This is a genomic window from Streptomyces sp. NBC_00885 (assembly GCF_045207475.1).
In the GTDB taxonomy this organism is placed as follows: domain Bacteria; phylum Actinomycetota; class Actinomycetes; order Streptomycetales; family Streptomycetaceae; genus Streptomyces.
Genome location: NZ_CP108796.1, coordinates 7233054 through 7254980, shown reverse-complemented (window position 1 = coordinate 7254980; position 21927 = coordinate 7233054). Strand labels below are relative to the sequence as shown.

At 70.2% G+C, this 21927-nt stretch carries 22 protein-coding genes; 1 reads left to right on the top strand and 21 read right to left on the bottom strand.

Translation table 11 applies throughout. The features are described from left to right. Positions 1–33 precede the first annotated feature (33 nt). From metK to pyrR, 13 genes are all read right to left on the bottom strand, one after another. Positions 34–1242 carry a methionine adenosyltransferase gene (gene metK, locus OHA61_RS33075; RefSeq protein WP_406306095.1) on the bottom strand — a complete coding sequence of 403 codons (1209 nt, stop codon included), beginning with the start codon at positions 1240–1242 and terminating at the stop codon, positions 34–36. 242 nt (positions 1243–1484) lie between these two features. After that, complete coding sequence (gene coaBC, locus OHA61_RS33070) at positions 1485–2687, bottom strand: bifunctional phosphopantothenoylcysteine decarboxylase/phosphopantothenate--cysteine ligase CoaBC (protein ID WP_361910660.1); 1203 nt, start codon at positions 2685–2687, stop codon at positions 1485–1487. 134 nt (positions 2688–2821) lie between these two features. Continuing rightward, on the bottom strand, positions 2822–3094 hold the full coding sequence (gene rpoZ / locus OHA61_RS33065; protein ID WP_005319902.1) for a DNA-directed RNA polymerase subunit omega: 273 nt from the start codon (positions 3092–3094) through the stop codon (positions 2822–2824). A 44-nt stretch (positions 3095–3138) separates the two neighbouring features. Further along, complete coding sequence (gene gmk / locus OHA61_RS33060) at positions 3139–3702, bottom strand: guanylate kinase (protein ID WP_324989557.1); 564 nt, start codon at positions 3700–3702, stop codon at positions 3139–3141. A gap of 38 nt (positions 3703–3740) precedes the next feature. Further along, positions 3741–4064 (bottom strand): integration host factor, encoded by a 324-nt coding sequence (locus tag OHA61_RS33055; protein ID WP_005319887.1) that lies wholly within the window; start codon positions 4062–4064, stop codon positions 3741–3743. A 276-nt stretch (positions 4065–4340) separates the two neighbouring features. Continuing rightward, the gene (pyrF, locus tag OHA61_RS33050; protein ID WP_406306093.1) at positions 4341–5180 is read right to left on the bottom strand and encodes an orotidine-5'-phosphate decarboxylase; all 840 of its coding nucleotides are present in this window, start codon (positions 5178–5180) and stop codon (positions 4341–4343) included. Further along, the gene (locus OHA61_RS33045) at positions 5177–6286 is read right to left on the bottom strand and encodes a quinone-dependent dihydroorotate dehydrogenase (protein WP_406306092.1); all 1110 of its coding nucleotides are present in this window, start codon (positions 6284–6286) and stop codon (positions 5177–5179) included. Before OHA61_RS33045 ends, pyrF begins: the two co-directional genes overlap by 4 nt. A gap of 55 nt (positions 6287–6341) precedes the next feature. Then, complete coding sequence (gene carB, locus OHA61_RS33040; protein WP_406306091.1) at positions 6342–9650, bottom strand: carbamoyl-phosphate synthase large subunit; 3309 nt, start codon at positions 9648–9650, stop codon at positions 6342–6344. Continuing rightward, a complete protein-coding gene (gene carA / locus OHA61_RS33035) occupies positions 9643–10779 on the bottom strand; it encodes a glutamine-hydrolyzing carbamoyl-phosphate synthase small subunit (protein ID WP_361910627.1) in 1137 nt (378 codons plus the stop codon). Before carA ends, carB begins: the two co-directional genes overlap by 8 nt. Then, positions 10776–11342 carry a hypothetical protein gene (locus OHA61_RS33030; RefSeq protein WP_406306090.1) on the bottom strand — a complete coding sequence of 189 codons (567 nt, stop codon included), beginning with the start codon at positions 11340–11342 and terminating at the stop codon, positions 10776–10778. The genes carA and OHA61_RS33030 overlap by 4 nt, the downstream gene beginning before the upstream one ends. Beyond that, positions 11339–12625 (bottom strand): dihydroorotase, encoded by a 1287-nt coding sequence (locus OHA61_RS33025; RefSeq protein WP_324982332.1) that lies wholly within the window; start codon positions 12623–12625, stop codon positions 11339–11341. The genes OHA61_RS33030 and OHA61_RS33025 overlap by 4 nt, the downstream gene beginning before the upstream one ends. A gap of 2 nt (positions 12626–12627) precedes the next feature. After that, positions 12628–13614, bottom strand: a complete 987-nt coding sequence (locus OHA61_RS33020) for an aspartate carbamoyltransferase catalytic subunit (RefSeq protein WP_406306089.1) — start codon at positions 13612–13614, stop codon at positions 12628–12630. 142 nt (positions 13615–13756) lie between these two features. Beyond that, a complete protein-coding gene (gene pyrR, locus OHA61_RS33015; RefSeq protein WP_324982327.1) occupies positions 13757–14335 on the bottom strand; it encodes a bifunctional pyr operon transcriptional regulator/uracil phosphoribosyltransferase PyrR in 579 nt (192 codons plus the stop codon). 222 nt (positions 14336–14557) lie between these two features. On the opposite strand from pyrR, the gene bldD reads away from it, so the two are divergent. Continuing rightward, positions 14558–15058 (top strand): transcriptional regulator BldD, encoded by a 501-nt coding sequence (gene bldD, locus OHA61_RS33010; RefSeq protein ID WP_266489365.1) that lies wholly within the window; start codon positions 14558–14560, stop codon positions 15056–15058. A 173-nt stretch (positions 15059–15231) separates the two neighbouring features. Here bldD and nusB read toward each other — a convergent pair whose 3' ends face one another. From nusB to aroC, 8 genes are all read right to left on the bottom strand, one after another. Next, positions 15232–15660, bottom strand: coding sequence for a transcription antitermination factor NusB (nusB, locus tag OHA61_RS33005; protein WP_142216033.1), 429 nt, complete (start codon positions 15658–15660; stop codon positions 15232–15234). A gap of 2 nt (positions 15661–15662) precedes the next feature. Next, positions 15663–16229 (bottom strand): elongation factor P, encoded by a 567-nt coding sequence (efp, locus tag OHA61_RS33000; RefSeq protein ID WP_406306088.1) that lies wholly within the window; start codon positions 16227–16229, stop codon positions 15663–15665. Between the two features lie 62 nt (positions 16230–16291). Continuing rightward, positions 16292–17398, bottom strand: coding sequence for an aminopeptidase P family protein (locus tag OHA61_RS32995; RefSeq protein ID WP_406306087.1), 1107 nt, complete (start codon positions 17396–17398; stop codon positions 16292–16294). Between the two features lie 78 nt (positions 17399–17476). Continuing rightward, positions 17477–18556, bottom strand: a complete 1080-nt coding sequence (locus tag OHA61_RS32990; RefSeq protein WP_406306086.1) for an AAA family ATPase — start codon at positions 18554–18556, stop codon at positions 17477–17479. A gap of 123 nt (positions 18557–18679) precedes the next feature. Further along, a complete protein-coding gene (aroQ, locus tag OHA61_RS32985) occupies positions 18680–19120 on the bottom strand; it encodes a type II 3-dehydroquinate dehydratase (RefSeq protein WP_266489356.1) in 441 nt (146 codons plus the stop codon). After that, the gene (gene aroB, locus OHA61_RS32980) at positions 19117–20208 is read right to left on the bottom strand and encodes a 3-dehydroquinate synthase (RefSeq protein ID WP_406306085.1); all 1092 of its coding nucleotides are present in this window, start codon (positions 20206–20208) and stop codon (positions 19117–19119) included. The genes aroQ and aroB overlap by 4 nt, the downstream gene beginning before the upstream one ends. Continuing rightward, positions 20205–20720, bottom strand: coding sequence for a shikimate kinase (locus OHA61_RS32975; RefSeq protein WP_389373822.1), 516 nt, complete (start codon positions 20718–20720; stop codon positions 20205–20207). Before OHA61_RS32975 ends, aroB begins: the two co-directional genes overlap by 4 nt. Beyond that, positions 20717–21901 (bottom strand): chorismate synthase, encoded by a 1185-nt coding sequence (aroC, locus tag OHA61_RS32970; protein WP_389373823.1) that lies wholly within the window; start codon positions 21899–21901, stop codon positions 20717–20719. The genes OHA61_RS32975 and aroC overlap by 4 nt, the downstream gene beginning before the upstream one ends. Positions 21902–21927: the final 26 nt, after the last annotated feature.

Sequence of the window (21927 nt, the reverse complement as noted above, 5' to 3'; positions counted from 1 at the left end):
TCACGGTCCGGGGCCGTCAGGCATGCTCCTCGCTTACAGGCCCGCGGCGTTGCGCAGCGCGTCCACGCGGTCCGTGCGCTCCCACGTGAAGTCCGTCAGCTCACGGCCGAAGTGGCCGTACGCCGCGGTCTGCGCGTAGATCGGGCGCAGCAGGTCCAGGTCGCGGATGATCGCCGCCGGACGCAGGTCGAAGACCTCTCCGATGGCCTGCTCGATCTTGTCGACGTCGACCGCCGCGGTGCCGAAGGTCTCGACAAAGAGGCCCACCGGCTCGGCCTTGCCGATCGCGTACGCGACCTGGACCTCGCAGCGCGCCGCGAGGCCGGCGGCCACGACGTTCTTCGCGACCCAGCGCATCGCGTACGCCGCCGAGCGGTCCACCTTCGACGGGTCCTTGCCGGAGAAGGCGCCGCCGCCGTGGCGGGCCATGCCGCCGTAGGTGTCGATGATGATCTTGCGGCCGGTGAGGCCGGCGTCGCCCATCGGGCCGCCGATCTCGAAGCGGCCGGTCGGGTTGACCAGCAGGCGGTAGCCGTCGGTGTCCAGCTTGATGCCGTCTTCGACGAGCTGCTTGAGCACGTGCTCGACGACGAACTCGCGGATGTCGGGCGCGAGCAGCGAGTCGAGGTCGATGTCCGACGCGTGCTGCGAGGAGACGACCACGGTGTCCAGGCGCACGGCCTTGTCGCCGTCGTACTCGATGGTGACCTGGGTCTTGCCGTCGGGGCGCAGGTAGGGGATGGTCCCGTTCTTGCGGACCTCGGACAGACGGCGCGAGAGCCGGTGTGCCACGTAGATCGGCAGCGGCATCAGCTCGGGGGTCTCGTCGCAGGCATAGCCGAACATCAGGCCCTGGTCGCCGGCGCCCTGCTTGTCGAGCTCGTCCTCGTCGCCCTCGACACGCTTCTCGTACGCGGTGTCGACGCCCTGCGCGATGTCCGGCGACTGTGCGCCGATGGAGACCGAGACGCCGCAGGACGCGCCGTCGAAGCCCTTCTTCGAGGAGTCGTAACCGATCTCGAGGATCTTGTTGCGCACCAGCGTGGGGATGTCGGCGTACGCCTTGGTGGTCACCTCGCCGGCGACATGCACCAGACCGGTGGTGATCAAGGTCTCCACGGCGACCCGGGAGGTCGGGTCCTCCCGCAGAAGGGCGTCGAGAATCGTGTCGCTGATCTGGTCAGCGATCTTGTCGGGGTGACCCTCGGTCACGGACTCCGAGGTGAACAGACGACGGGACACAATGCTCCCTGGGGTTGCAGCGGCTGCTGGCTGATCATTGGCGGACCGGCCGGGGGCTGCGCCCCGCGACGTTCCATGAGCAGTTTATCCGGCGCTCTCCCACCGTGGTCCACCCGTCTCGCTCCGTGGGAGCTGTGTGACGTGTGTTTCGACGCGGGGCTGCAGAGCGACAGACCGGGTTCCTGGGCCAGTATGCCGGACTTCTTGGGATTTCATCCGTACATCGAAGCGAACCCAAGAATTCACCCAAGGCGCGGCACGACCAGGTCCCAGACCGTGTCCGCCAAGGACTCCTTGGGTCCGTACGGAACCGGCGTCTCACCGCCGTCCGCGGCGAGCACCACGGCCTCGTTCTCCTCGGAGCCGAAGGTTTTGCGCTCCCCCACCTCGTTGACCACCAACAGGTCACAGCCCTTGCGGCGCAGCTTCTCGCGGCCGTTGGCAAGCACGTCGTCGGTCTCCGCGGCGAAGCCGACGACCACCTGGCCCGGGCGGGCCCGCTCGGCGGAGATCTCGGCGAGGATGTCCGGGTTGCGGACCAGCGCGACGGGCGCGGGTTCCTGGCCGTCCTTCTTCTTGATCTTGCCCTCCGCGTACGCGGCGGGGCGGAAGTCCGCGACCGCCGCGGCCATCACCACGGCGTCGGCGTCCGCCGCGGCCTTGAGCACGGCCTCGCGCAGCTGGACGGCCGTGCCGACGTGGACGACGTCGACGCCCGCCGGGTCGGCGATGCCGGTGTTGGCCTCGATGAGCGTGACGCGGGCGCCGCGGGCCGCGGCGGTACGGGCCAGGGCGTACCCCTGCTTGCCCGAGGACCGGTTGCCCAGATAGCGCACCGGGTCCAGCGGCTCGCGCGTCCCACCGGCGCTGACGACCACATGGCGGCCCGCGAGATCCGGGGCCGCAACGCCGCGGGCGAGCACCCGCCGGCAGACCTCGAAGATCTCGCCGGGCTCGGGCAGCCGCCCCTTGCCGGTGTCGACGCCGGTGAGCCGGCCGACCGCGGGCTCGATGACGACGGCGCCCCGGCGGCGCAGTGTCGCGACGTTCTCCTGGGTTGCGGGGTGCTCCCACATCTCGGTGTGCATGGCGGGCGCGAAGACCACCGGACAGCGGGCCGTGAGGAGCGTATTGGTGAGCAGGTCGTCGGCGAGGCCGTGGGCCGCCTTGGCGAGCATGTCGGCCGTGGCCGGGGCGACGACGACCAGGTCGGCGCCCTGCCCGATCCGTACATGCGGAACCTCGTGGACATCGGACCAGACCTCGGTCGACACGGGGTGGCCGGAGAGTGCGGACCAAGTCGCGGCGCCGACGAAGTGCAGCGCCGACTGGGTCGGCACCACCCGTACGTCGTGGCCCGACTCCGTCAGCCTGCGCAGCAGCTCGCACGCCTTGTACGCGGCGATGCCTCCGCTGACCCCCAGAACGACCTTCGGCCTGTCCACCACGGAACTCCCCGCTCCCGACGATTCGTACATGCCCATGCTGCATCAATCCGGGGGGACGACCCCCGGGGACCCCGAACAGACCACAGGCCCGGCGGACGCGCCGCCGGGCCTGTGGTGAAAAGCGTTGAACGCTACTGAGCCGGGCCCTCAATGGCCTCCGAGGTCAGCAGACCCGCGTTGATCTCACGCAGGGCAATCGAGAGCGGCTTCTCGTGGACGTGGGTGTCCACCAGCGGACCGACGTACTCGAGGAGACCCTCGCCGAGCTGCGAGTAGTACGCGTTGATCTGGCGCGCGCGCTTGGCCGCGTAGATCACAAGGCTGTACTTCGAGTCGGTGGCCTCGAGCAGCTCGTCGATCGGCGGGTTGATGATGCCCTCGGGCGCAGTGATGGAAGAGGACACTCTCTAGCCTTCCGAAGAACTTGCACAAAATGATCGGACAAAGATCAAACAACTGCCATCAAGGCTAGCAGCTCACGCGCCACGTCCTCGACGGAGGTATTGACCAGGGTGACATCGAACTCCGACTCGGCGGCCAGCTCCACCTTCGCGACCGCCAGCCGGCGTTCGATGACCTCGGCGGACTCGGTTCCGCGGCCGGTGAGCCGACGGACCAGTTCCTCCCAGCTCGGCGGGGCCAGGAAGACGAGCTGCGAATCCGGCATGGATTCCTTGACCTGCCGCGCACCCTGGAGATCGATCTCGAGCAGCACCGGCTCGCCCGCCTCAAGGCGTTCGAGGACCGCACGGCGCGGCGTGCCGTAGCGATTGCCCGCGAACTCCGCCCATTCCAGCAGCTCGCCATTGGCGATCAGCTTGTCGAATTCCTCGTCGGTGACGAAGAAATACTGAACGCCGTGGCGCTCGCCGGGGCGTGGCTTTCTTGTGGTGGCCGACACCGAGAGCCATACCTCGGGGTGGACCTTGCGCATATGGGCGACGACCGTGCTCTTGCCGACCCCTGAGGGGCCGGAGAGCACGGTCAGCCGCGGACGTACCTCTGCTGCCATGCAGCGATTATCCAGGTTCCCGGGAGTGCCCGGGAACGTCAGGCGGCGCCGCCGCCGAACTCGCGCTCCAGGGAGGCGATCTGGTTCGAGCCGAGACCGCGCACACGACGGCTCTCGGAGATGCCGAGCCGCTCCATGATCTGCTTGGCGCGGACCTTGCCCACGCCAGGCAGGGACTCAAGGAGAGCGGAGACCTTCATCTTGCCGATGACGTCGTTCTCCTGACCCTGCTTGATGACCTCATGGAGCGAGGCGCCGGAGTGCTTGAGTCGATTCTTGACCTCGGCCCGCTCCCGGCGAGCCGCGGCGGCCTTTTCGAGCGCGGCTGCGCGCTGTTCAGGGGTAAGGGGCGGAAGAGCCACGCCTACGTCACCTCGGATGTCGAACTGTCGGATACGGACCGGTGAGGAACCTTGGCGCGCCTCACCAGGCGAGGAACGGGCAACCAGTGCACGTTCGCTCTTCGACGGAGACTAGCGGCCAAGGCCGCTCCAGTCAGCGAGAACAGACGAAAAGTCCTGGTCAGCATCGACCGACTAGGACATTTCCGACATATCGTCCAGGTTTTGAGCCAAGTTTTCGTCAACGTGGTCGATGCAGGGACTTTCGCCGACGTGTTCGAGGCCCCCCGCCAGGGGCTAAACGCTCGAGACCGCCGCGCGTACCTCGTCCGCGAAGCGCGTCGCCGACTCCCTCAGCGCCGCCAGGTCCGGACCGTGCCGAAGGACGCCGCGGCTGACGCTCGGCACGACATTGCCCACGACCCGGCCGAAGACTCCGGGAAGGTCCCCGGGAGTCGCGCCCTGGGCGCCGATTCCGGGTGCCAGGAGCGGCCCGTTGATGTCGAGATTCACCCCCGCGTCGCCCAGCGTCGCGCCGACCACCGCACCCACGGACCCCATCGGTGCGGCGCCCGCGTTCTCAGCCGCCATGTGGTCGAGCATCAGCTGCGCCAGCGACCGGCCGTCCGCGGCCGTGGAGCGCTGCACCTCCGCGCCCTCCGGATTCGAGGTGAGGGCCAGGACGAAGACGCCCGCACCTGAGACAGCGGCCGCGTCCAGCGCCGGACGCAGCGAGCCGAAGCCCAGATACGGCGAGAGGGTCACCGCGTCCGAGAAGAGCGGCGAGTCCTTGTCGAGGTAGGTCGCCGCGTACGCGCCCATCGTCGAGCCGATGTCGCCCCGCTTGGCGTCCATGAGCACCAGCGCGCCCGCGGCCCGTGCCTCCTCGACCGCCTTCTCCAGTACGGCGATGCCGCGTGAGCCGAAGCGCTCGAAGAACGCCGACTGCGGCTTGAGTACGGCGACCCGGTCGGCCAGCGCCTCGACGGTCGTGCGCGTGAAGCGCTCCAGGCCCGCGATGTCGTCGCTCAGGCCCCAGGCGGTCAGCAGGGACGCGTGCGGGTCGATCCCGACGCAGAGAGGGCCGCGGGTGTCCATGGCGTGGCGCAGGCGTGCGCCGAAGGGTGCGAGGGTCACGTGGTCGCCTTCCGGGTCTCGGCGCCGACGGCGTCGGCGAGGGTTGCGTACGGGGAGGCCGCGAGCCGGGCCGCGAGGCCCTTGTGGATCGCGCGGGCGTAGAACGGGCCCTCGTAGATGAAGGCGCTGTAGCCCTGGACGAGCGTGGCGCCCGCCAGGATCCGCTGCCAGGCGTCCTCGGCGTTCTCGACGCCGCCGACGCCCACGAGGGTGATCCGGTCGCCCACGCGCGCGTAGAGGCGCCTGAGGACCTCCAGGGAGCGTTTCTTGACCGGTGCTCCGGACAGGCCGCCGGTCTCCTTGATCAGCGCCGGGTCGGACTTCAGGCCGAGGCCCTCGCGCGCGATGGTCGTGTTGGTGGCGATGATGCCGTCCAGGCCCAGTTCGAGGGCGAGGTCGGCGACGGCGTCGACATCCTCGTCGGCGAGATCGGGGGCGATCTTGACCAGGAGGGGGACGCGGCGGTCGGTGACGGTGCGGTCGGCGGCCTCGCGCACGGCGGTCAGCAGCGGGCGCAGCGACTCGGTGGCCTGGAGGTTGCGCAGGCCGGGCGTGTTCGGCGAGGAGACGTTCACGACGAGGTAGTCGGCGTACGCGGCGAGCCGCTCGGTCGACTTCACGTAGTCGGCGGCCGCATCGTCCTCCGGGACCACCTTGGTCTTGCCGATGTTGACGCCCACGACGGTCTTGAAGACCGCCGTGCGGGCGTGCAGCCGCTCGGCGACGGCGGCGGAGCCCTCGTTGTTGAAGCCCATGCGGTTGATCAGCGCGCGGTCAGGAACGAGGCGGAAGAGGCGCTTCCTGGGGTTCCCGGGCTGCGCCTCCCCCGTGACCGTGCCGATCTCGACGTGGTCGAAGCCGAGCATCGACATACCGTCGATGGCGACGGCGTTCTTGTCGAAGCCGGCGGCGAGGCCGAAGGGGCCGTGCATCCGCAGGCCGAACGCCTCGGTGCGCAGCGACGAGTACCGGGGCGCGAGCACGGCCGTGACGAATGTACGCAGGACGGGGACCCGGACCGCGAGCCGGATCCAGCGGAAGGCCAGGTAGTGGGCCTGCTCCGGGTCCATCCGCTTGAAGACGAGGTTGAAGAAGAACTTGTACATGCTGGTGTCCTCACGAAGAGGGGGACACCGTTTCCGGTGTCCCCCTCGCCGTTTGCTAGTCGCGGGCCGCGGTCAGGTGTTCCGCGTGTTCCTGGAGCGAACGCACGCCCACATCACCGCGGTTGAGCGCGTCGATGCCCTGGACGGCCGCGGCGAGCGCCTGGACCGTCGTCAGGCAGGGCACGGAGCGCGCCACGGCTGCCGTACGGATCTCGTAGCCGTCGAGACGGCCGCCCGTTCCGTACGGGGTGTTGACGATGAGGTCGACTTCTCCGTCGTGGATGAGCTGGACGATGGTCCGCTCGCCGCCCGGGCCCTGGCCCTCGCTCTGCTTGCGCACGATCGTGGCGTTGATGCCGTTGCGCTTGAGCACCTCGGCAGTGCCGGACGTGGCGAGCAGCTCGAAGCCGTGCGCCACCAGCTCGCGCGCCGGGAAGATCATCGAGCGCTTGTCGCGGTTGGCGACGGAGATGAACGCGCGGCCCTTGGTCGGCAGCGGTCCGTACGCGCCCGCCTGCGACTTGGCGTACGCCGTGCCGAAGACCGAGTCGATGCCCATGACCTCGCCGGTGGAGCGCATCTCCGGGCCGAGGACGGTGTCGACACCGCGACCGTGGATGTCGCGGAAGCGCGACCACGGCATCACGGCTTCCTTGACGGAGATCGGTGAGTCCATCGGCAGGGTGCCGCCGTCACCGTTCGCCGGGAGCATGCCCTCGGCGCGCAGTTCGGCGATGGTCGCGCCCAGCGAGATACGGGCCGCGGCCTTGGCCAGCGGTACGGCGGTCGCCTTCGAGGTGAAGGGGACGGTCCGGGACGCACGCGGGTTGGCTTCGAGGACGTACAGGATGTCCCCGGCCATCGCGAACTGGATGTTGATCAGGCCGCGTACGCCGACACCCTTTGCGATCGCCTCGGTCGAGGCGCGCAGCCGCTTGATGTCGAAGCCGCCGAGCGTGATCGGAGGCAGCGCGCACGCCGAGTCTCCGGAGTGAATACCGGCCTCCTCGATGTGCTCCATGACGCCGCCGAGGTAGAGCTCGCTGCCGTCGTAGAGCGCGTCGACATCGATCTCGATCGCGTCGTCGAGGAAGCGGTCGACCAGGACGGGACGGGTGGGGCTGATCTCGGTGGACTCGGCGATGTACGCCTCCAGGCGCGTCTCGTCGTACACGATCTCCATGCCGCGCCCGCCGAGCACGTACGACGGGCGTACGAGGACGGGATAGCCGATCTCGTCGGCGATGGCCTTGGCCCCGGCGAAGGTGGTCGCGGTGCCGTGCTTGGGGGCCGGAAGACCGGCCTCGGCGAGCACCTGGCCGAAGGCGCCGCGGTCCTCGGCGGAGTGGATGGCCTCGGGCGAGGTGCCGACGATCGGCACGCCGTTGTCCTTGAGCGCCTGCGCGAGGCCCAGCGGGGTCTGGCCGCCGAGCTGGACGATGACGCCGGCGATGGGCCCGGCCAGCGATTCGGCGTGGACGATCTCCAGGACGTCCTCCAGCGTGAGCGGCTCGAAGTACAGCCGGTCGGAGGTGTCGTAGTCGGTGGAGACGGTCTCCGGGTTGCAGTTGACCATCACGGTCTCGTAGCCCGCGTCGCTCAGCGCGAAGGAGGCGTGGACACAGGAGTAGTCGAACTCGATGCCCTGGCCGATCCGGTTCGGACCCGAGCCGAGGATGATCACGGCGGGCTTCTCGCGCGGCGCGACCTCGCTCTCCTCGTCGTAGGAGGAGTAGAAGTACGGGGTCCTGGCGGCGAACTCGGCAGCGCAGGTGTCGACCGTCTTGTAGACCGGACGGATGCCCAGCGCGTGCCGGACCTCACGTACGACGTCTTCGCGCAGCCCGCGGATCTCGGCGATCTGGGCGTCGGAGAAGCCGTGGCGCTTGGCGTCCGCGAGCAGCTCGGGGTAGAGCTTCTCGGCGGCGGCGAGCTCGTCGGCGTGCTCCTTGATCAGGAAGAGCTGGTCGACGAACCACGGGTCGATCTTGGTGGCCTCGAAGACCTCCTCGGGCGTGGCCCCCGCGCGGATGGCCTGCATGACGGTGTTGATCCGGCCGTCTGTGGGGACCTTGGCGGTCTCCAGCAGCTCCGCCTTGTCACCGGGCTCCGAGGTGAAGGAGAACTGGCTGCCCTTCTTCTCCAGCGAGCGCAGCGCCTTGTTCAGCGCCTCGGTGAAGTTCCGGCCGATCGCCATGGCCTCGCCCACCGACTTCATGGTCGTGGTGAGGGTGGCGTCGGCGGACGGGAACTTCTCGAAGGCGAACCGCGGCACCTTGACCACGACGTAGTCGAGCGTGGGCTCGAAGGACGCCGGGGTCTTCTCGGTGATGTCGTTGGGGATCTCGTCGAGGGTGTAGCCGACGGCGAGACGGGCGGCGATCTTGGCGATCGGGAAGCCGGTCGCCTTCGACGCCAGCGCCGAGGAGCGCGAGACGCGCGGGTTCATCTCGATGACGATGATCCGGCCGTCGTCGGGGTTGACCGCGAACTGGATGTTGCAGCCGCCGGTGTCCACGCCGACCTCGCGGATGATCGCGATACCGATGTCGCGCAGCCGCTGGTACTCACGGTCCGTCAGGGTCATCGCCGGGGCGACGGTGATCGAGTCACCGGTGTGCACGCCCATGGGGTCGAAGTTCTCGATGGAGCAGACGACCACGACGTTGTCGTGCTTGTCGCGCATCAGCTCCAGCTCGTACTCCTTCCAGCCGAGGATGGACTCCTCCAGGAGCACCTCGGTGGTCGGGGAGAGCGTGAGGCCCTGTCCCGCGATGCGGCGCAGCTCGTCCTCGTCGTGCGCGAAGCCGGAGCCCGCGCCGCCCATCGTGAAGGAGGGGCGCACGACAACCGGGTAACCGCCGAGCTCGTCGACGCCCCCCAGGACGTCGTCCATCGAGTGGCAGATGACCGAGCGCGCGGACTCGCCGTGGCCGATCTTGGTGTTGACGGCCTCGACGACGCCCTTGAAAAGCTCGCGGTCCTCGCCCTTGTTGATCGCCTCGACGTTGGCGCCGATGAGCTCGACGCCGTACTTCTCCAGCACACCCTGCTCGTGCATGGAGATGGCGGTGTTCAGCGCGGTCTGGCCGCCGAGGGTGGGCAGCAGCGCGTCGGGGCGCTCCTTGGCGATGATCTTCTCGACGAACTCGGGCGTGATCGGCTCGACGTAGGTGGCGTCGGCGATCTCCGGGTCGGTCATGATCGTCGCCGGGTTGGAGTTCACCAGGATGACGCGCAGGCCCTCGGACTTGAGGACGCGGCAGGCCTGGGTGCCGGAGTAGTCGAACTCGGCGGCCTGCCCGATGACGATCGGGCCGGAGCCGATGACCAGGACGGACTGGATATCGGAGCGCTTAGGCACGCTGGCCCTCCATCAGGGTTACGAAGCGGTCGAACAGGTACGCGGCGTCGTGCGGGCCCGCGGCCGCTTCGGGGTGGTACTGGACGCTGAAGGCCGGCTGGTCGAGCAGCTGGAGGCCTTCGACCACGTTGTCGTTGAGGCAGACGTGGGAGACCTCGGCGCGGCCGTAGGGGGTGTCGGAGACCTTGTCGAGCGGCGCGTCGACGGCGAATCCGTGGTTGTGCGCGGTGACCTCGACCTTGCCGGTCGAGCGGTCCTGCACGGGCTGGTTGATGCCGCGGTGGCCGTACTTCAGCTTGTACGTGCCGAAACCGAGGGAGCGGCCGAGGAGCTGGTTGCCGAAGCAGATGCCGAACAGGGGCGTCTTGCGCTCCAGGACGGCCTTGACCACGGTCAGGTCGGCGGTGGCCGGGTCGCCGGGGCCGTTGGACAGGAACACGCCGTCGGGGTTGACCGCGTACACGTCCTCGACCGTGGCCGTGGCGGGCAGGACGTGCACCTCCATGCCGCGCTCCGCCATCAGCTGCGGGGTCATGCCCTTGATGCCGAGGTCTATGGCGGCGACGGTGAACTTCTTGGTACCGGCCGCGGGGACGACGTACGTCTCGGTGGTGGCCACCTCGGCGGACAGGTTGGCGCCCTTCATCTGCGGCGAGTCCTGCACCTTGCCGAGCAGCGTGGCGTCGTCCATCACCGCAGCGCCGGAGAAGATGCCGACGCGCATGGCGCCGCGCTCGCGCAGGTGGCGGGTGAGCGCGCGGGTGTCGATGCCGCTGATGCCGACGACGCCCTGGGCGACGAGCTCGTCGTCGAGGGAGCGGCGGGAGCGCCAGTTGGAGGGCACGCGCGCGGGGTCGCGTACGACATAGCCGGCGACCCAGATCCGCTTGGACTCGTCGTCCTCGTCGTTGACGCCGGTGTTGCCGACGTGCGGGGCGGTCATCACGACGACCTGGCGGTGGTAGGACGGGTCGGTGAGCGTCTCCTGGTAACCGGTCATGCCGGTGTTGAACACCGCCTCGCCGAAGGTCTCCCCCACGGCCCCGTAGGCACGGCCGCGGAAGGTACGGCCGTCCTCCAGGACGAGTACGGCGGGAACCTTGGCGGCTCCCCGGGTGGAGGTCGTCATCGTGCGCCTTCCGTCGTGCTGTGCTGGTTCAGGTTGTTGATCGCCTCGACCCAGGCGGCGTGCTCGGCCGCGTGGTCGGAGCGGAAGCCGGAGTCGATCAGCTTGTCGCCGTGCGCCCAGGTGACGATCAGCAGTCCGCCCTCGGCGAGGACCTTGCCCGCGATGGCCTTGTCGAGCCTCGCCTCGCGCAGGGCCGCCGTGGGGACGAAGAAGTCCTGCGCCCCGGGGCGTACGACGTCCAGTCCCGCCTCGGTGAGCGTGAGCTCGACGCGGCTGCGGGTGCCCAGACCATGGGCCACGATCCGGTCCAGCCACTGCCCCGCGGTCGTGGAGCCGTGGTAACGGCCGCTCATGCTCAGTGTCGCCTCGCCGGGCGACTCGGGCGCGACATGCAGCTCGGGAAGGTCCGACTGGAGGCTGCCGCGCCACTTCCACCCCTGGCGCATCAGCCAGTAGACGAGGGCGATGAAGAGCAGCAGTCCGGCCACCCAGCCGATGCGTCCGGCCCAGTTGGTCACCTCCGCCGACTTCTCCCCGGCGGCCAGGACGATGAGTGATGTCACGCGAGCTTCCCGTCGACGACCGTGGCCCTGCCCCGCAGGAAGGTGTGGGTCACGCGTCCCGGCAGCTCACGGCCCTCGTAGGGAGTGTTGCGGCTGCGGGAGGCGAAGCCCGCGGGGTTCACGGCTCCACGGTATGCCGGATCGACGAGCGTGAGGTTCGCGGGCTCACCTGCCGAGACGGGGCGTCCGTGACCCTCCAGCCGGCCGATGGCGGCCGGGCGGAAGCTCATCCGGTCGGCGACGCCCGCCCAGTCGATCAGGCCGGTGTCGACCATCGTCTGCTGGACGACGGACAGGGCGGTTTCCAGGCCGACCATGCCCATGGCGGCCGCAGCCCACTCGCAGTCCTTGTCCTCGTGCGGGTGCGGGGCGTGGTCGGTGGCGACACAGTCGATGGTGCCGTCGGCGAGGGCCTCGCGCAGGGCCAGGACGTCGGCCTCGGTGCGCAGCGGCGGGTTGACCTTGTAGACGGGGTTGTACGTGCGCACCAGCTCGTCGGTGAGGAGGAGGTGGTGCGGGGTGACCTCGGCGGTGACGTTCCAGCCCTTGGACTTGGCCCAGCGGACGATCTCGACCGAGCCCGCGGTGGAGAGGTGGCAGATGTGGACGCGGGAGCCGACGTGGGCGGCGAGGAGAACATCGCGGGCGATGATCGACTCCTCGGCGACCGCGGGCCAGCCGCCGAGGCCGAGCTCGGCGGAGACGACGCCCTCGTTCATCTGGGCGCCCTCGGTGAGGCGGGGCTCCTGGGCGTGCTGGGCGACGACGCCGTCGAAGGCCTTCACGTACTCCAGGGCGCGGCGCATGATCACGGCGTCGTCGACGCACTTGCCGTCGTCGGAGAACACCTTCACGCCCGCTGCCGAGTCGTGCATGGCGCCGAGTTCGGCGAGCTTCTTGCCCTCCAGGCCGACCGTGACGGCGCCGACGGGCTGCACGTCGCAGTAGCCGGACTCCTTGCCGAGGCGGTAGACCTGCTCGACCACACCGGCCGTGTCGGCGACCGGGAAGGTGTTGGCCATGGCGTGGACGGCGGTGAAGCCGCCGACGGCGGCAGCCTTGGTGCCGGTGAGGACCGTCTCGGAGTCCTCGCGGCCGGGCTCGCGCAGATGGGTGTGCAGGTCGACGAGTCCGGGCAGCAGGATGCGCCCAGCGGCCTCGATCACCGTGGCGCCCTCGGCCGGCAGGCCGGTACCGACCGCGGCGATGGTCTCGCCGTCGATCAGGACGTCCTGGGCCTCGCCGCCCAGCACCTTCGCGCCGCGAATAAGGATCTTGCTCATGGTTACTTGTTCTCCTCGGTGCGGCCATGGGTGGGGCTGACGGCGGGCTCGTTGCCGCCCAGAAGCAGATACAGGACGGCCATCCGGGTCGAGACGCCGTTGGCGACCTGCTCGACGGCCGTGCAGCGGTCGGAGTCGGCGACCTGAGCGGTGATCTCCATACCGCGGTTCATCGGTCCGGGGTGCATCACGATGGCGTGCTCGGGCATCCGCGCCATGCGGTCGCCGTCCAGGCCGTAGCGGCGCGAGTACTCGCGCTCGGTGGGGAAGAAGGCGGCGTTCATCCGCTCGCGCTGCACACGCAGCATCATCACCGCGTCGGACTTCGGCAGCACCTCGTCGAGGTCGTACGACACCTCGCACGGCCAGTTCTCGACACCGATGGGGACCAGGGTGGGCGGGGCGACCAGCGTGACATGGGCGCCGAGGGTGCCCAGCAGCAGGACGTTGGAACGGGCGACGCGGCTGTGCAGGATGTCGCCGACGATCGTGATCCGGCGGCCGTCGAGGCCCCGCCCGATCCCGGCGTCCGCCCCGACGAGTCGGCGGCGCATGGTGAAGGCGTCGAGCAGCGCCTGGGTGGGGTGCTCGTGAGTACCGTCGCCGGCGTTCACGACGGCGCCGTCGATCCAGCCGGAGGTGGCCAGGCGGTAGGGGGCTCCCGAGGCGCCGTGCCGGATGACGACGGCGTCCGCGCCCATCGCCTCCAGCGTCAGCGCGGTGTCCTTGAGCGACTCGCCCTTGGAGACCGACGAGCCCTTGGCGGAGAAGTTGATGACATCGGCGGAGAGGCGCTTGGCGGCGGCCTCGAAGGAGATCCGGGTGCGCGTCGAGTCCTCGAAGAAGAGGTTGACGACGGTACGGCCGCGCAGGGTGGGCAGCTTCTTGATCGGCCGGTCGGCGACCCGGGCCATCTCCTCGGCGGTGTCGAGGATCAGCACGGCGTCGTCGCGGGTGAGGTCGGCGGCCGAGATGAGGTGGCGCTTCATCTGGGTGTGCTCCGTTGTCTGAAGGTCGTGGGTCCGGGCCTGCGGCCGAGCCGCGGGTGGGGTGCGGTCCCGGACAGGCTCAGCGGCATGCGGGCGCGCAGGTGGCACGTCCGTACGGGACTGGTGGGCGTACGGAGGGGTGCTACTGCTCGCCGGCCGGGGCGGTCTCTCGCACACCGAGCAGCACGGTGTCGCGACCGTCCTCCTCGGAGAGCAGGACCTTGACCGTCTCCCGCAGCGACGTGGGGAGGTTCTTGCCGACGTAGTCGGCGCGGATCGGGAGTTCGCGGTGGCCGCGGTCGACGAGGACCGCGAGCTGTACCGCGCGGGGCCGGCCGATGTCGCCGAGCGCGTCGAGCGCGGCGCGGATGGTGCGGCCGGAGAAGAGCACGTCGTCGACCAGGACGACCAGGCGGCCGTCGACGCCGTCACCGGGGATGTCGGTGCGGGCCAGCGCGCGGGCGGGCCGCAGCCGCAGGTCGTCGCGGTACATGGTGATGTCGAGCGAGCCGACCGGGATCGTGCGGCCGGTGATCTCTTCGAGCTTGTCGGCGAGCCGCCGGGCGAGGTACACACCGCGGGTCGGGATGCCGAGAAGCACCACGTCGTCGGCGCCCTTGGCGCGTTCGACGATCTCGTGGGCGATGCGGGTCAGTACCCGCGCGATGTCGGGAGCCTCGAGAACGGGGCGTGCCGCATCGGAACTGCCATGCGTGTCCATATGAAACGGACCTCCTTCTCCGCCTCACGGGACGGATCTTAAAGGACGTCGAAATTACGTCCCTCACGCTACCAGGGCCGTGCCGCGCACCGGGTCCCGCCCCTGTGGGAGATCCGGACGGACCTTTTCGGCTTGACGCATCCAAGTAACGCTGCGTAACCTCACAGTGAGTTACCAGCCGCGCGGCGGAGCCGCACGTTGTCTCAGCGTCCGGGGAGCTATATGTCCAGCGAATACGCAAAACAGCTCGGGGCCAAGCTCCGCGCCATCCGCACCCAGCAGGGGCTTTCCCTCCACGGCGTGGAAGAGAAGTCCCAGGGCCGCTGGAAGGCCGTTGTGGTCGGCTCGTACGAGCGCGGCGACCGCGCCGTGACCGTACAGCGACTTGCCGAGCTTGCGGACTTCTACGGCGTCCCGGTGCAGGAGCTGCTTCCCGGCACCACGCCGGGCGGGGCCGCCGAGCCGCCGCCGAAGCTCGTCCTTGATCTGGAGCGGCTCGCCCACGTGCCGCAGGAGAAGGCAGGCCCGCTCCAGCGCTACGCCGCCACGATCCAGTCCCAGCGCGGCGACTACAACGGCAAGGTGCTGTCGATCCGTCAGGACGACCTGCGCACCCTGGCCGTGATCTATGACCAGTCGCCGTCGGTCCTGACCGAGCAGCTCATCAGCTGGGGCGTGCTCGACGCGGACGCGCGGCGCGCGGTCACCCACGAAGAGGGCTGACGCCACTTCAGGAGAAACGTCACGTCGGAGGGCGAACCCGTCATGTGCGGGTTCGCCCTCCGCTGCGTTGACGAGCCGCGGCGGCCAACAGCCGAAAACGCCGACGGGGCTGGAAGATCCAGCCCCGTCGGCGTTCGGTGCGCGGTGGGAAACGAGCCCCGACAGCCCCTCGGCTAGTCGCGACGCAGACTCGGCTTGAGGTCCTTGAAGCGGCCGAGCATGCCGTTGACGAACGACGGCGACTCGTCGGTGGAGAACTCCTTGGCGAGCTGCACCGCCTCGTCGATCACCACCGCGTCCGGCGTCTCGTCCACCCACACCAGCTCGTACGCGCCGAGCCGGATGATGTTGCGGTCGACGACCGGCATCCGGTCCAGGGTCCAGCCGACCGAGTAGGTGGCGATGAGATCGTCGATCCGGTCCGCGTGCTGCGCGTACCCCTCGACGAGCTCCATGGTGTACTCGCCGACCGGCGGCTGCCGGTCGTCGGACCGCGAGTGCCGGACCCAGTCCGCGAGGACCGTCTGCACGGACGCCCCGCGCTGGTCGGCCTCGAAGAGGATCTGGAAGGCGCGCTTGCGGGCCTTGTTCCGGGCAGCCACGGTTAGCTGTTCACCCGGCCGAGGTACTCACCGGAGCGCGTGTCGACCTTGATCTTCTCACCGGTGGTGATGAAGAGCGGGACACCGATCTCGAAACCGGTCTCCAGCGTCGCGGGCTTGGTGCCGCCGGTGGAGCGGTCGCCCTGGACGCCCGGGTCGGTGTGCTGGATGGTCAGCTCGACGGCGGCGGGCAGCTCGACGTAGAGCACCTCGCCCTCGTGCTGCGCGACGCTGGCGGTGAAGCCCTCGATCAGGAAGTTGGCGGCGTCACCGACGGCCTTGCGTTCGATGTGCAGCTGGTCGTACGTCTGCATGTCCATGAAGACGAAGTAGTCGCCGTCCATGTACGAGAACTGCATGTCTCGGCGGTCGACGGTGGCCGTCTCGACCTTCACGCCGGCGTTGAACGTCTTGTCGACGACCTTGCCGGAGAGCACGTTCTTCAGCTTGGTGCGCACAAAGGCGGGGCCCTTGCCGGGCTTGACGTGCTGGAACTCGACGACGGACCAGAGCTGGCCTCCGTCGAGCTTGAGCACCATGCCGTTCTTGAGGTCGTTCGTGGAAGCCACGGTTGCGGAATCTCCTGGACTGACGCTGGTGGACGACCGAGGAAGCGCGCTGCAGCGAAAAGCTAGAGCGCGAGCAGCTCCTTGGTCGTGATGGTGAGTAGCTCGGGTCCGCCGTCCGCCTCCTGGCGCACGACGAGCGTGTCATCGATCCGGACACCGCCCCGGCCCGGGAGGTGGACCCCCGGTTCGACGGTGACCGGCACACAAGCGTCCAGTTTACCCATGGCTGCAGGGGCGAGCTGCGGGTCCTCGTCGATTTCGAGCCCGACGCCGTGCCCGGTGCGGGGTGCGAGGCCCTCCCCATGGCCCGCCGCGTCCAGGATCTGGCGGGCAGCGTGGTCCACGTCGCGGTACCCGGCTCCCGGTGCGAGAGACTCGCGGGCGGCCCGCTGAGCGGCGAATACGAGGTCGTACAGGTCGATCTGCCAGTCCGCCGGGGTCGTCCCGATGACGAACGTACGGCCGATCTCGCAACGGTAGCCGCGATAGTTCGCGCCGACGCAGACCGAGAGGAAATCACCCTCCTCGACGCGGCGGTCGCTGGGGCGGTGACCCCCCCGGCCGGAATTGGGTCCGGTGGCGACCGAGGTCGGGAAGGCGGGGCCGTCGGCGCCGTGGTCGACGAGCCGCCGCTCCAGCTCCAGGGCGAGATGCCGCTCGGTGCGGCCGACCAGGATCGACTCCAGCAGTTCACCGAGGGCCTGGTCGGCGATCTCTGCCGCGATCCGCAGGCAGGCGATCTCCTCCTCGTCCTTGACGAGGCGCTGCTGCTCCACGGCGAGGCCGAGGTCGGCGAGGCGCAGCCGCGGCGCGACCGAGGCCAGGGCGCGGTGGCGGGCCACGGTCAGATGGTGCTCCTCGACGGCGAGCGACTCGACGCCGGCGGTGCGCGCCTGCTCGGCGGCGGCGACCGCCGGATCACCGGCCGAGGTGGGCAGGACGGTCAGCCGGAGCTGTTCGTCGGGGCGGCCGTCGGCGGGATCACTGGTGGGTGTGCCGGGGCAGAGCAGGACGTCCTCGCCGGGGGCGAGCAGGAGTACGGCGCCGGGCGGTGCGGCGCCCGCGAGGTAGCGGACGTTCGCGGGGCGGGAGACCAGAACCCCGGCGCTGCCGGTGGCCGCGCACCGGTCGCGCAGCCGGCCGCGGCGGACCCCATACACCTCTGACATGTTCCGAGCCTACGAGCGGTTGCGCGGTCCGGCCTGGTCAGCGCGTCCGACCGGGGGTGGGTTCGAGCGGGCCGCGGCTCACCAGTTCGGCGGGCTGGCGATGGACCGGGCCAGCACCTCGTCGAGTACCCGGGCCGTGGTCTCCACGTCGTACTTGGAGTTGTCGATGATCGGCAGCCCCGATCCGTACCAGCCGGCCATCCGGCCGTGGATGCTGGCCACTTCCTCGTCCGAGAGGCGGCGGTTTCCGCTGCGCTCGGCGTTGCGCTCCAGCACGACCTCGAGGCCCGGGAGCAGGACCACGGGCAGCAGCCCGGGACCGACATGGCGCTTCCAGCCGCCGAGGCCGACGACCGGGCGGTCGGGGAAGACGGCGTCGTCGAGGATGCAGGAGATGCCGTTGGCCAGGAAGTTCCGGGCGGCGAATCCGCAGGTGCGGCGGGCGAGGCGGTACTGCGCCTCGGAGTGGTCGTTCCAGCCGGACTGGGGGTCGGCGAAGCCGGAGCAGACCCATTCGCGTACGTCGTCGAGGCTGATGTGCGCGGTGGGGACGCGACGGGCGGCGGCCCAGTGCCTGGCCACGGTCGTCTTGCCCGCGCCGGCCGGGCCGATGAGCAGTACGGCGAGCGTGGCCGTGCCCGTGCCGCTGTCCGCCGGGGGCGGCGCGGGCATGGGAACGGGTCCGCCGGGTGGCAGCTGGATGTGACCCGTGGTCTCACGGGAGGGCGGGGCCGAGGCGTGCCGCGGGGTGGGACCGGTCCAGCCGGGCGCGGGGTGCCCGCCGTGGGTGTGCGGGGGCCGCGCGGGGGCCACGGGGGGCGGTCCTGCGGGCTGCTGCCCCTGCGAGTGCGGTGGGCCGCCCGGTGCGCCGGGCGGCGGCCCGGCAGGAGCGCCCGGGTGAGGCCCGGCGGGCGGCCGGCTCTGCGGGTGCGGAGGCCCGGCAGGCGGCCGGCCCTGCGGCGGCGCCGAAGGATGCGGCGGCGGGGGTCCTGCCGGTGCGCCGGGAGGTGGTCCGGCCGAGGGCCGGCCGTGCGGCGGCGGGGGTCCAGCGGGAACGCCCGGCGGCGGCCCCGGGTGCTGGGCGCTGTGTGTCCATCCGGCCGGTCCCTGCCCCGGTTCCTGGGGCGGAGGCAGCGGACCCCCCACTGCGTGCTGCATCCGGTGCCACTCCGTCTCGTACGACTCACGCTGGTCAGGCGCCCTCCAGGCCGCCCTGCTACCGAACGGTACCTTCCCGTTCGCCCCCAGTGGGAACGGCCGGGAGCCGTCCGAAGTGCCCTGTCAGCCAGTCAATTCCTCGGCCAGCGCCCGTAGAGCGAGCCGGTACGAGCCGATGCCGAAGCCGGCGATCGTGCCGCTGGCGACCGCCGCGACCACCGAAGTGTGCCGAAATGCCTCACGGGTGTACGGATTCGAGATGTGCACCTCGATCAGCGGGGCGGTCCGCTGGGCGGCCGCGTCGCGCATCCCGTACGAATAGTGCGTGAAGGCACCGGGGTTGAGAACGACCGGAATTGAGCCGTCCGCGGCCTCGTGCAACCAGCGGATCATCTCGCCCTCGTCGTTCGTCTCCCGCACGTCGACGTCGAAGCCGAGCTCCTTGCCGAGCTCCTGGCAGGTCTCCACCAGACCCGCGTAGGAGGTCGCGCCGTAGACGTCCGGCTCGCGCGAGCCCAGCCGTCCGAGGTTGGGGCCGTTGAGTACCAGCACCTGACGCGTCATGCGGACACCTCTCCGTACGCCGCGAGCAGCACCGCCGGGTCCGGGCCCTCCAGCACGGTCGGCTTGGCGAGGCCGTCGAGAACGATGAACCGCAGCAGGTTGCCCCGGGACTTCTTGTCGACCTTCATCGTCTCGAGGAGCTTGGGCCACTGGTCGCCGCGATAGGTCAGCGGCAGCCCGACGGACTCAAGGACCGAGCGATGCCGGTCGGCGGTCGCGTCGTCCAACCGGCCCGCCAGGCGGCCCAGTTCGGCGGCGAAGACCATGCCGACCGAGACGGCCGCGCCGTGCCGCCACTTGTAGCGTTCGTTCTTCTCGATGGCGTGGGCGAGCGTGTGGCCGTAGTTGAGGATCTCCCGCAGGCCCGACTCCTTGAGGTCGTTGGACACGACCTCCGCCTTGACCCGGATGGAGCGCTCGATCAGCTCGGCGGTGTGCGGTCCCGCGGGACTGCGCGCGCCCTGCGGGTCGGACTCGACGAGGTCGAGGATGGCGGGGTCGGCGATGAACCCGGCCTTGATGATCTCGGCCATGCCGCTGACGTAGTCGTTGACGGGCAGCGAGTCGAGCGCGGCGAGGTCGCAGAGCACCCCGGCGGGCGGGTGGAAGGCCCCGACGAGGTTCTTGCCCTCGGCGGTGTTGATACCGGTCTTGCCGCCGACCGCCGCGTCGACCATGCCGAGCACGGTCGTGGGTACGGCGATCCAGCGCACCCCGCGCAGCCAGGTCGCCGCGACGAACCCGGCGACATCGGTGGTGGCGCCGCCGCCCACGCCGACGATGACGTCGGAGCGCGTGAATCCGGTCTGGCCGAGCGCCTTCCAGCAGTACGCCGCGACCTCGACGGTCTTGGCCTCCTCGGCGTTCGGCAGCTGAATCGCGATGGCCTCGAAGCCCTGGGAAGCGAGGTCCTCGCGGATCGCCTCACCCGTCTCGGCGAGGGCCTCCGGGTGCAGCACGGCCACGCGCTGTGCCCGGCCGATGAGCCCGGGCAGCTCGGCGAGCAGCTGCCGGCCGACCAGCACCTCGTACGGATCGGAGCCTTCCGTGCCGCCGACCTGGATACGGGTCACTGCCTGGTCCGTCATACGTCCTTCAGCTCCAAAGCGTCGAGGACCGCCTGGGCGACCTCTTCGGGGGTGCGGTCGTCGGTGGCGACGACGACGCGTGCGACTTCCGTGTACAGATGGCGGCGTGCGTCCATCAACTCGCGCCACTGGCGCCGCGGGTTGACGGCGAGCAGGGGGCGCGCCTGGTTGAGGCCCACCCGCCGTACCGCCTCCTCGACGTCCAGCGACAGATAGACGACGGGCAGCCCGGCGAGCAGTTCGCGGGTCGAGTCGTCGAGGATCGCTCCGCCGCCGAGGGCGAGTACGCCCGGGTGCTCGGCGAGCGCGGCGCGCACGGCCTGCCGCTCGAGCTCACGGAAGTACGGCTCGCCCTCGTCGACGAAGATGTCCGAGATCTCGCGGCCCTGCGCCGCGACGATATCGGCGTCGGTGTCCCGGTAAGGCACGCCAAGACGCTCGGCGAGCAGCCCGCCGACCGTGGACTTGCCCGAGCCCATGGGCCCGACCAAGACGATCAGGGGGACGCTCACCGGATGTGGAGATTGTCGAGGTACGACTGGACGTTGCGGCGGGTCTCGCCGACGCTGTCGCCGCCGAACTTCTCCGCGACCGCGTCGGCCAGGACGAGCGCGACCATCGCCTCGGCGACGATTCCGGCCGCCGGTACCGCACAGACGTCGGAACGCTGGTGGTGAGCCGCCGCGACCTCGCCGGTGGCGACATCGACGGTGGCCAGCGCACGCGGAACGGTCGCGATCGGCTTCATCGCGGCCCGTACGCGCAGCAGCTCGCCCGTCGACATGCCGCCCTCGGTGCCGCCGGAACGGCCGGTCGAGCGCCGGATCCCGTCCGGTCCCGGCACGATCTCGTCGTGCGCCTTGGAACCGGGGACGCGGGCGAGCTCGAAGCCGTCGCCGACCTCGACGCCCTTGATGGCCTGGATCCCCATCAGCGCGGCCGCGAGCCGGGCATCGAGCCGCCGGTCCCAGTGCACGTGCGACCCGAGACCGACCGGCACCCCGTAGGCCAGCACCTCGACGACACCGCCGAGGGTGTCGCCGTCCTTGTGAGCCTGGTCGATCTCCGCGACCATCGCCTTCGACGCGTCGGCGTCCAGGCAGCGCACCGGGTCGGCGTCGAGCCTGTCGACGTCGGCAGGGGTCGGGTACACGCCGTACGGAGCCTTGGCCGAGGCGAGTTCGATGACGTGGGAGACGATCTCGATCCCCGCCGTCTCCTTCAGGTACGAGCGGGCCACCGCGCCCAGCGCGACCCGCGCGGCCGTCTCACGGGCACTGGCGCGCTCCAGGATCGGCCGGGCCTCGTCGAGTGCGTACTTCTGCATACCCGCCAGGTCGGCATGACCGGGGCGCGGCCGGGTCAGAGGGGCGTTACGGGCCAGCTGGGCGAGCTCGTCGGGGTCGACCGGGTCCGCGGCCATGACCTTGTCCCACTTCGGCCACTCGGTGTTGCCCACCATGACCGCGACGGGCGAGCCCATCGTCAGGCCGTGCCGTACGCCACCGAGGAAGGTGACCTCGTCGCGCTCGAACTTCATCCGGGCACCGCGGCCGTAACCGAGGCGCCGACGCGCGAGATGGTCCGCCACCATCTCCGTCGTGATCGGCACACCGGCGGGAAGACCCTCCAGCGTCGCCACCAGTGCGGGTCCGTGCGACTCCCCCGCCGTCAGCCAACGCAACCTGCTCAACGGTGCTCCTCCTGCTCGCGCCTGGA

Bases quoted from the DNA above. Each gene is read 5' to 3' on its own strand.
- gmk (WP_324989557.1), bottom strand. From the start codon at position 3,702: ATGGCAGCAGAGGTACGTCCGCGGCTGACCGTGCTCTCCGGCCCCTCA.
- OHA61_RS33045 (WP_406306092.1), bottom strand. From the start codon at position 6,286: ATGTACAAGTTCTTCTTCAACCTCGTCTTCAAGCGGATGGACCCGGAG.
- carA (WP_361910627.1), bottom strand. From the start codon at position 10,779: ATGACGACCTCCACCCGGGGAGCCGCCAAGGTTCCCGCCGTACTCGTC.
- OHA61_RS33025 (WP_324982332.1), bottom strand. From the start codon at position 12,625: ATGAGCAAGATCCTTATTCGCGGCGCGAAGGTGCTGGGCGGCGAGGCC.
- OHA61_RS33020 (WP_406306089.1), bottom strand. From the start codon at position 13,614: ATGAAGCGCCACCTCATCTCGGCCGCCGACCTCACCCGCGACGACGCC.
- pyrR (WP_324982327.1), bottom strand. From the start codon at position 14,335: ATGGACACGCATGGCAGTTCCGATGCGGCACGCCCCGTTCTCGAGGCT.
- bldD (WP_266489365.1), top strand. From the start codon at position 14,558: ATGTCCAGCGAATACGCAAAACAGCTCGGGGCCAAGCTCCGCGCCATC.
- OHA61_RS32995 (WP_406306087.1), bottom strand. From the start codon at position 17,398: ATGTCAGAGGTGTATGGGGTCCGCCGCGGCCGGCTGCGCGACCGGTGC.
- OHA61_RS32990 (WP_406306086.1), bottom strand. From the start codon at position 18,556: ATGCAGCACGCAGTGGGGGGTCCGCTGCCTCCGCCCCAGGAACCGGGG.
- aroQ (WP_266489356.1), bottom strand. From the start codon at position 19,120: ATGACGCGTCAGGTGCTGGTACTCAACGGCCCCAACCTCGGACGGCTG.
- aroB (WP_406306085.1), bottom strand. From the start codon at position 20,208: ATGACGGACCAGGCAGTGACCCGTATCCAGGTCGGCGGCACGGAAGGC.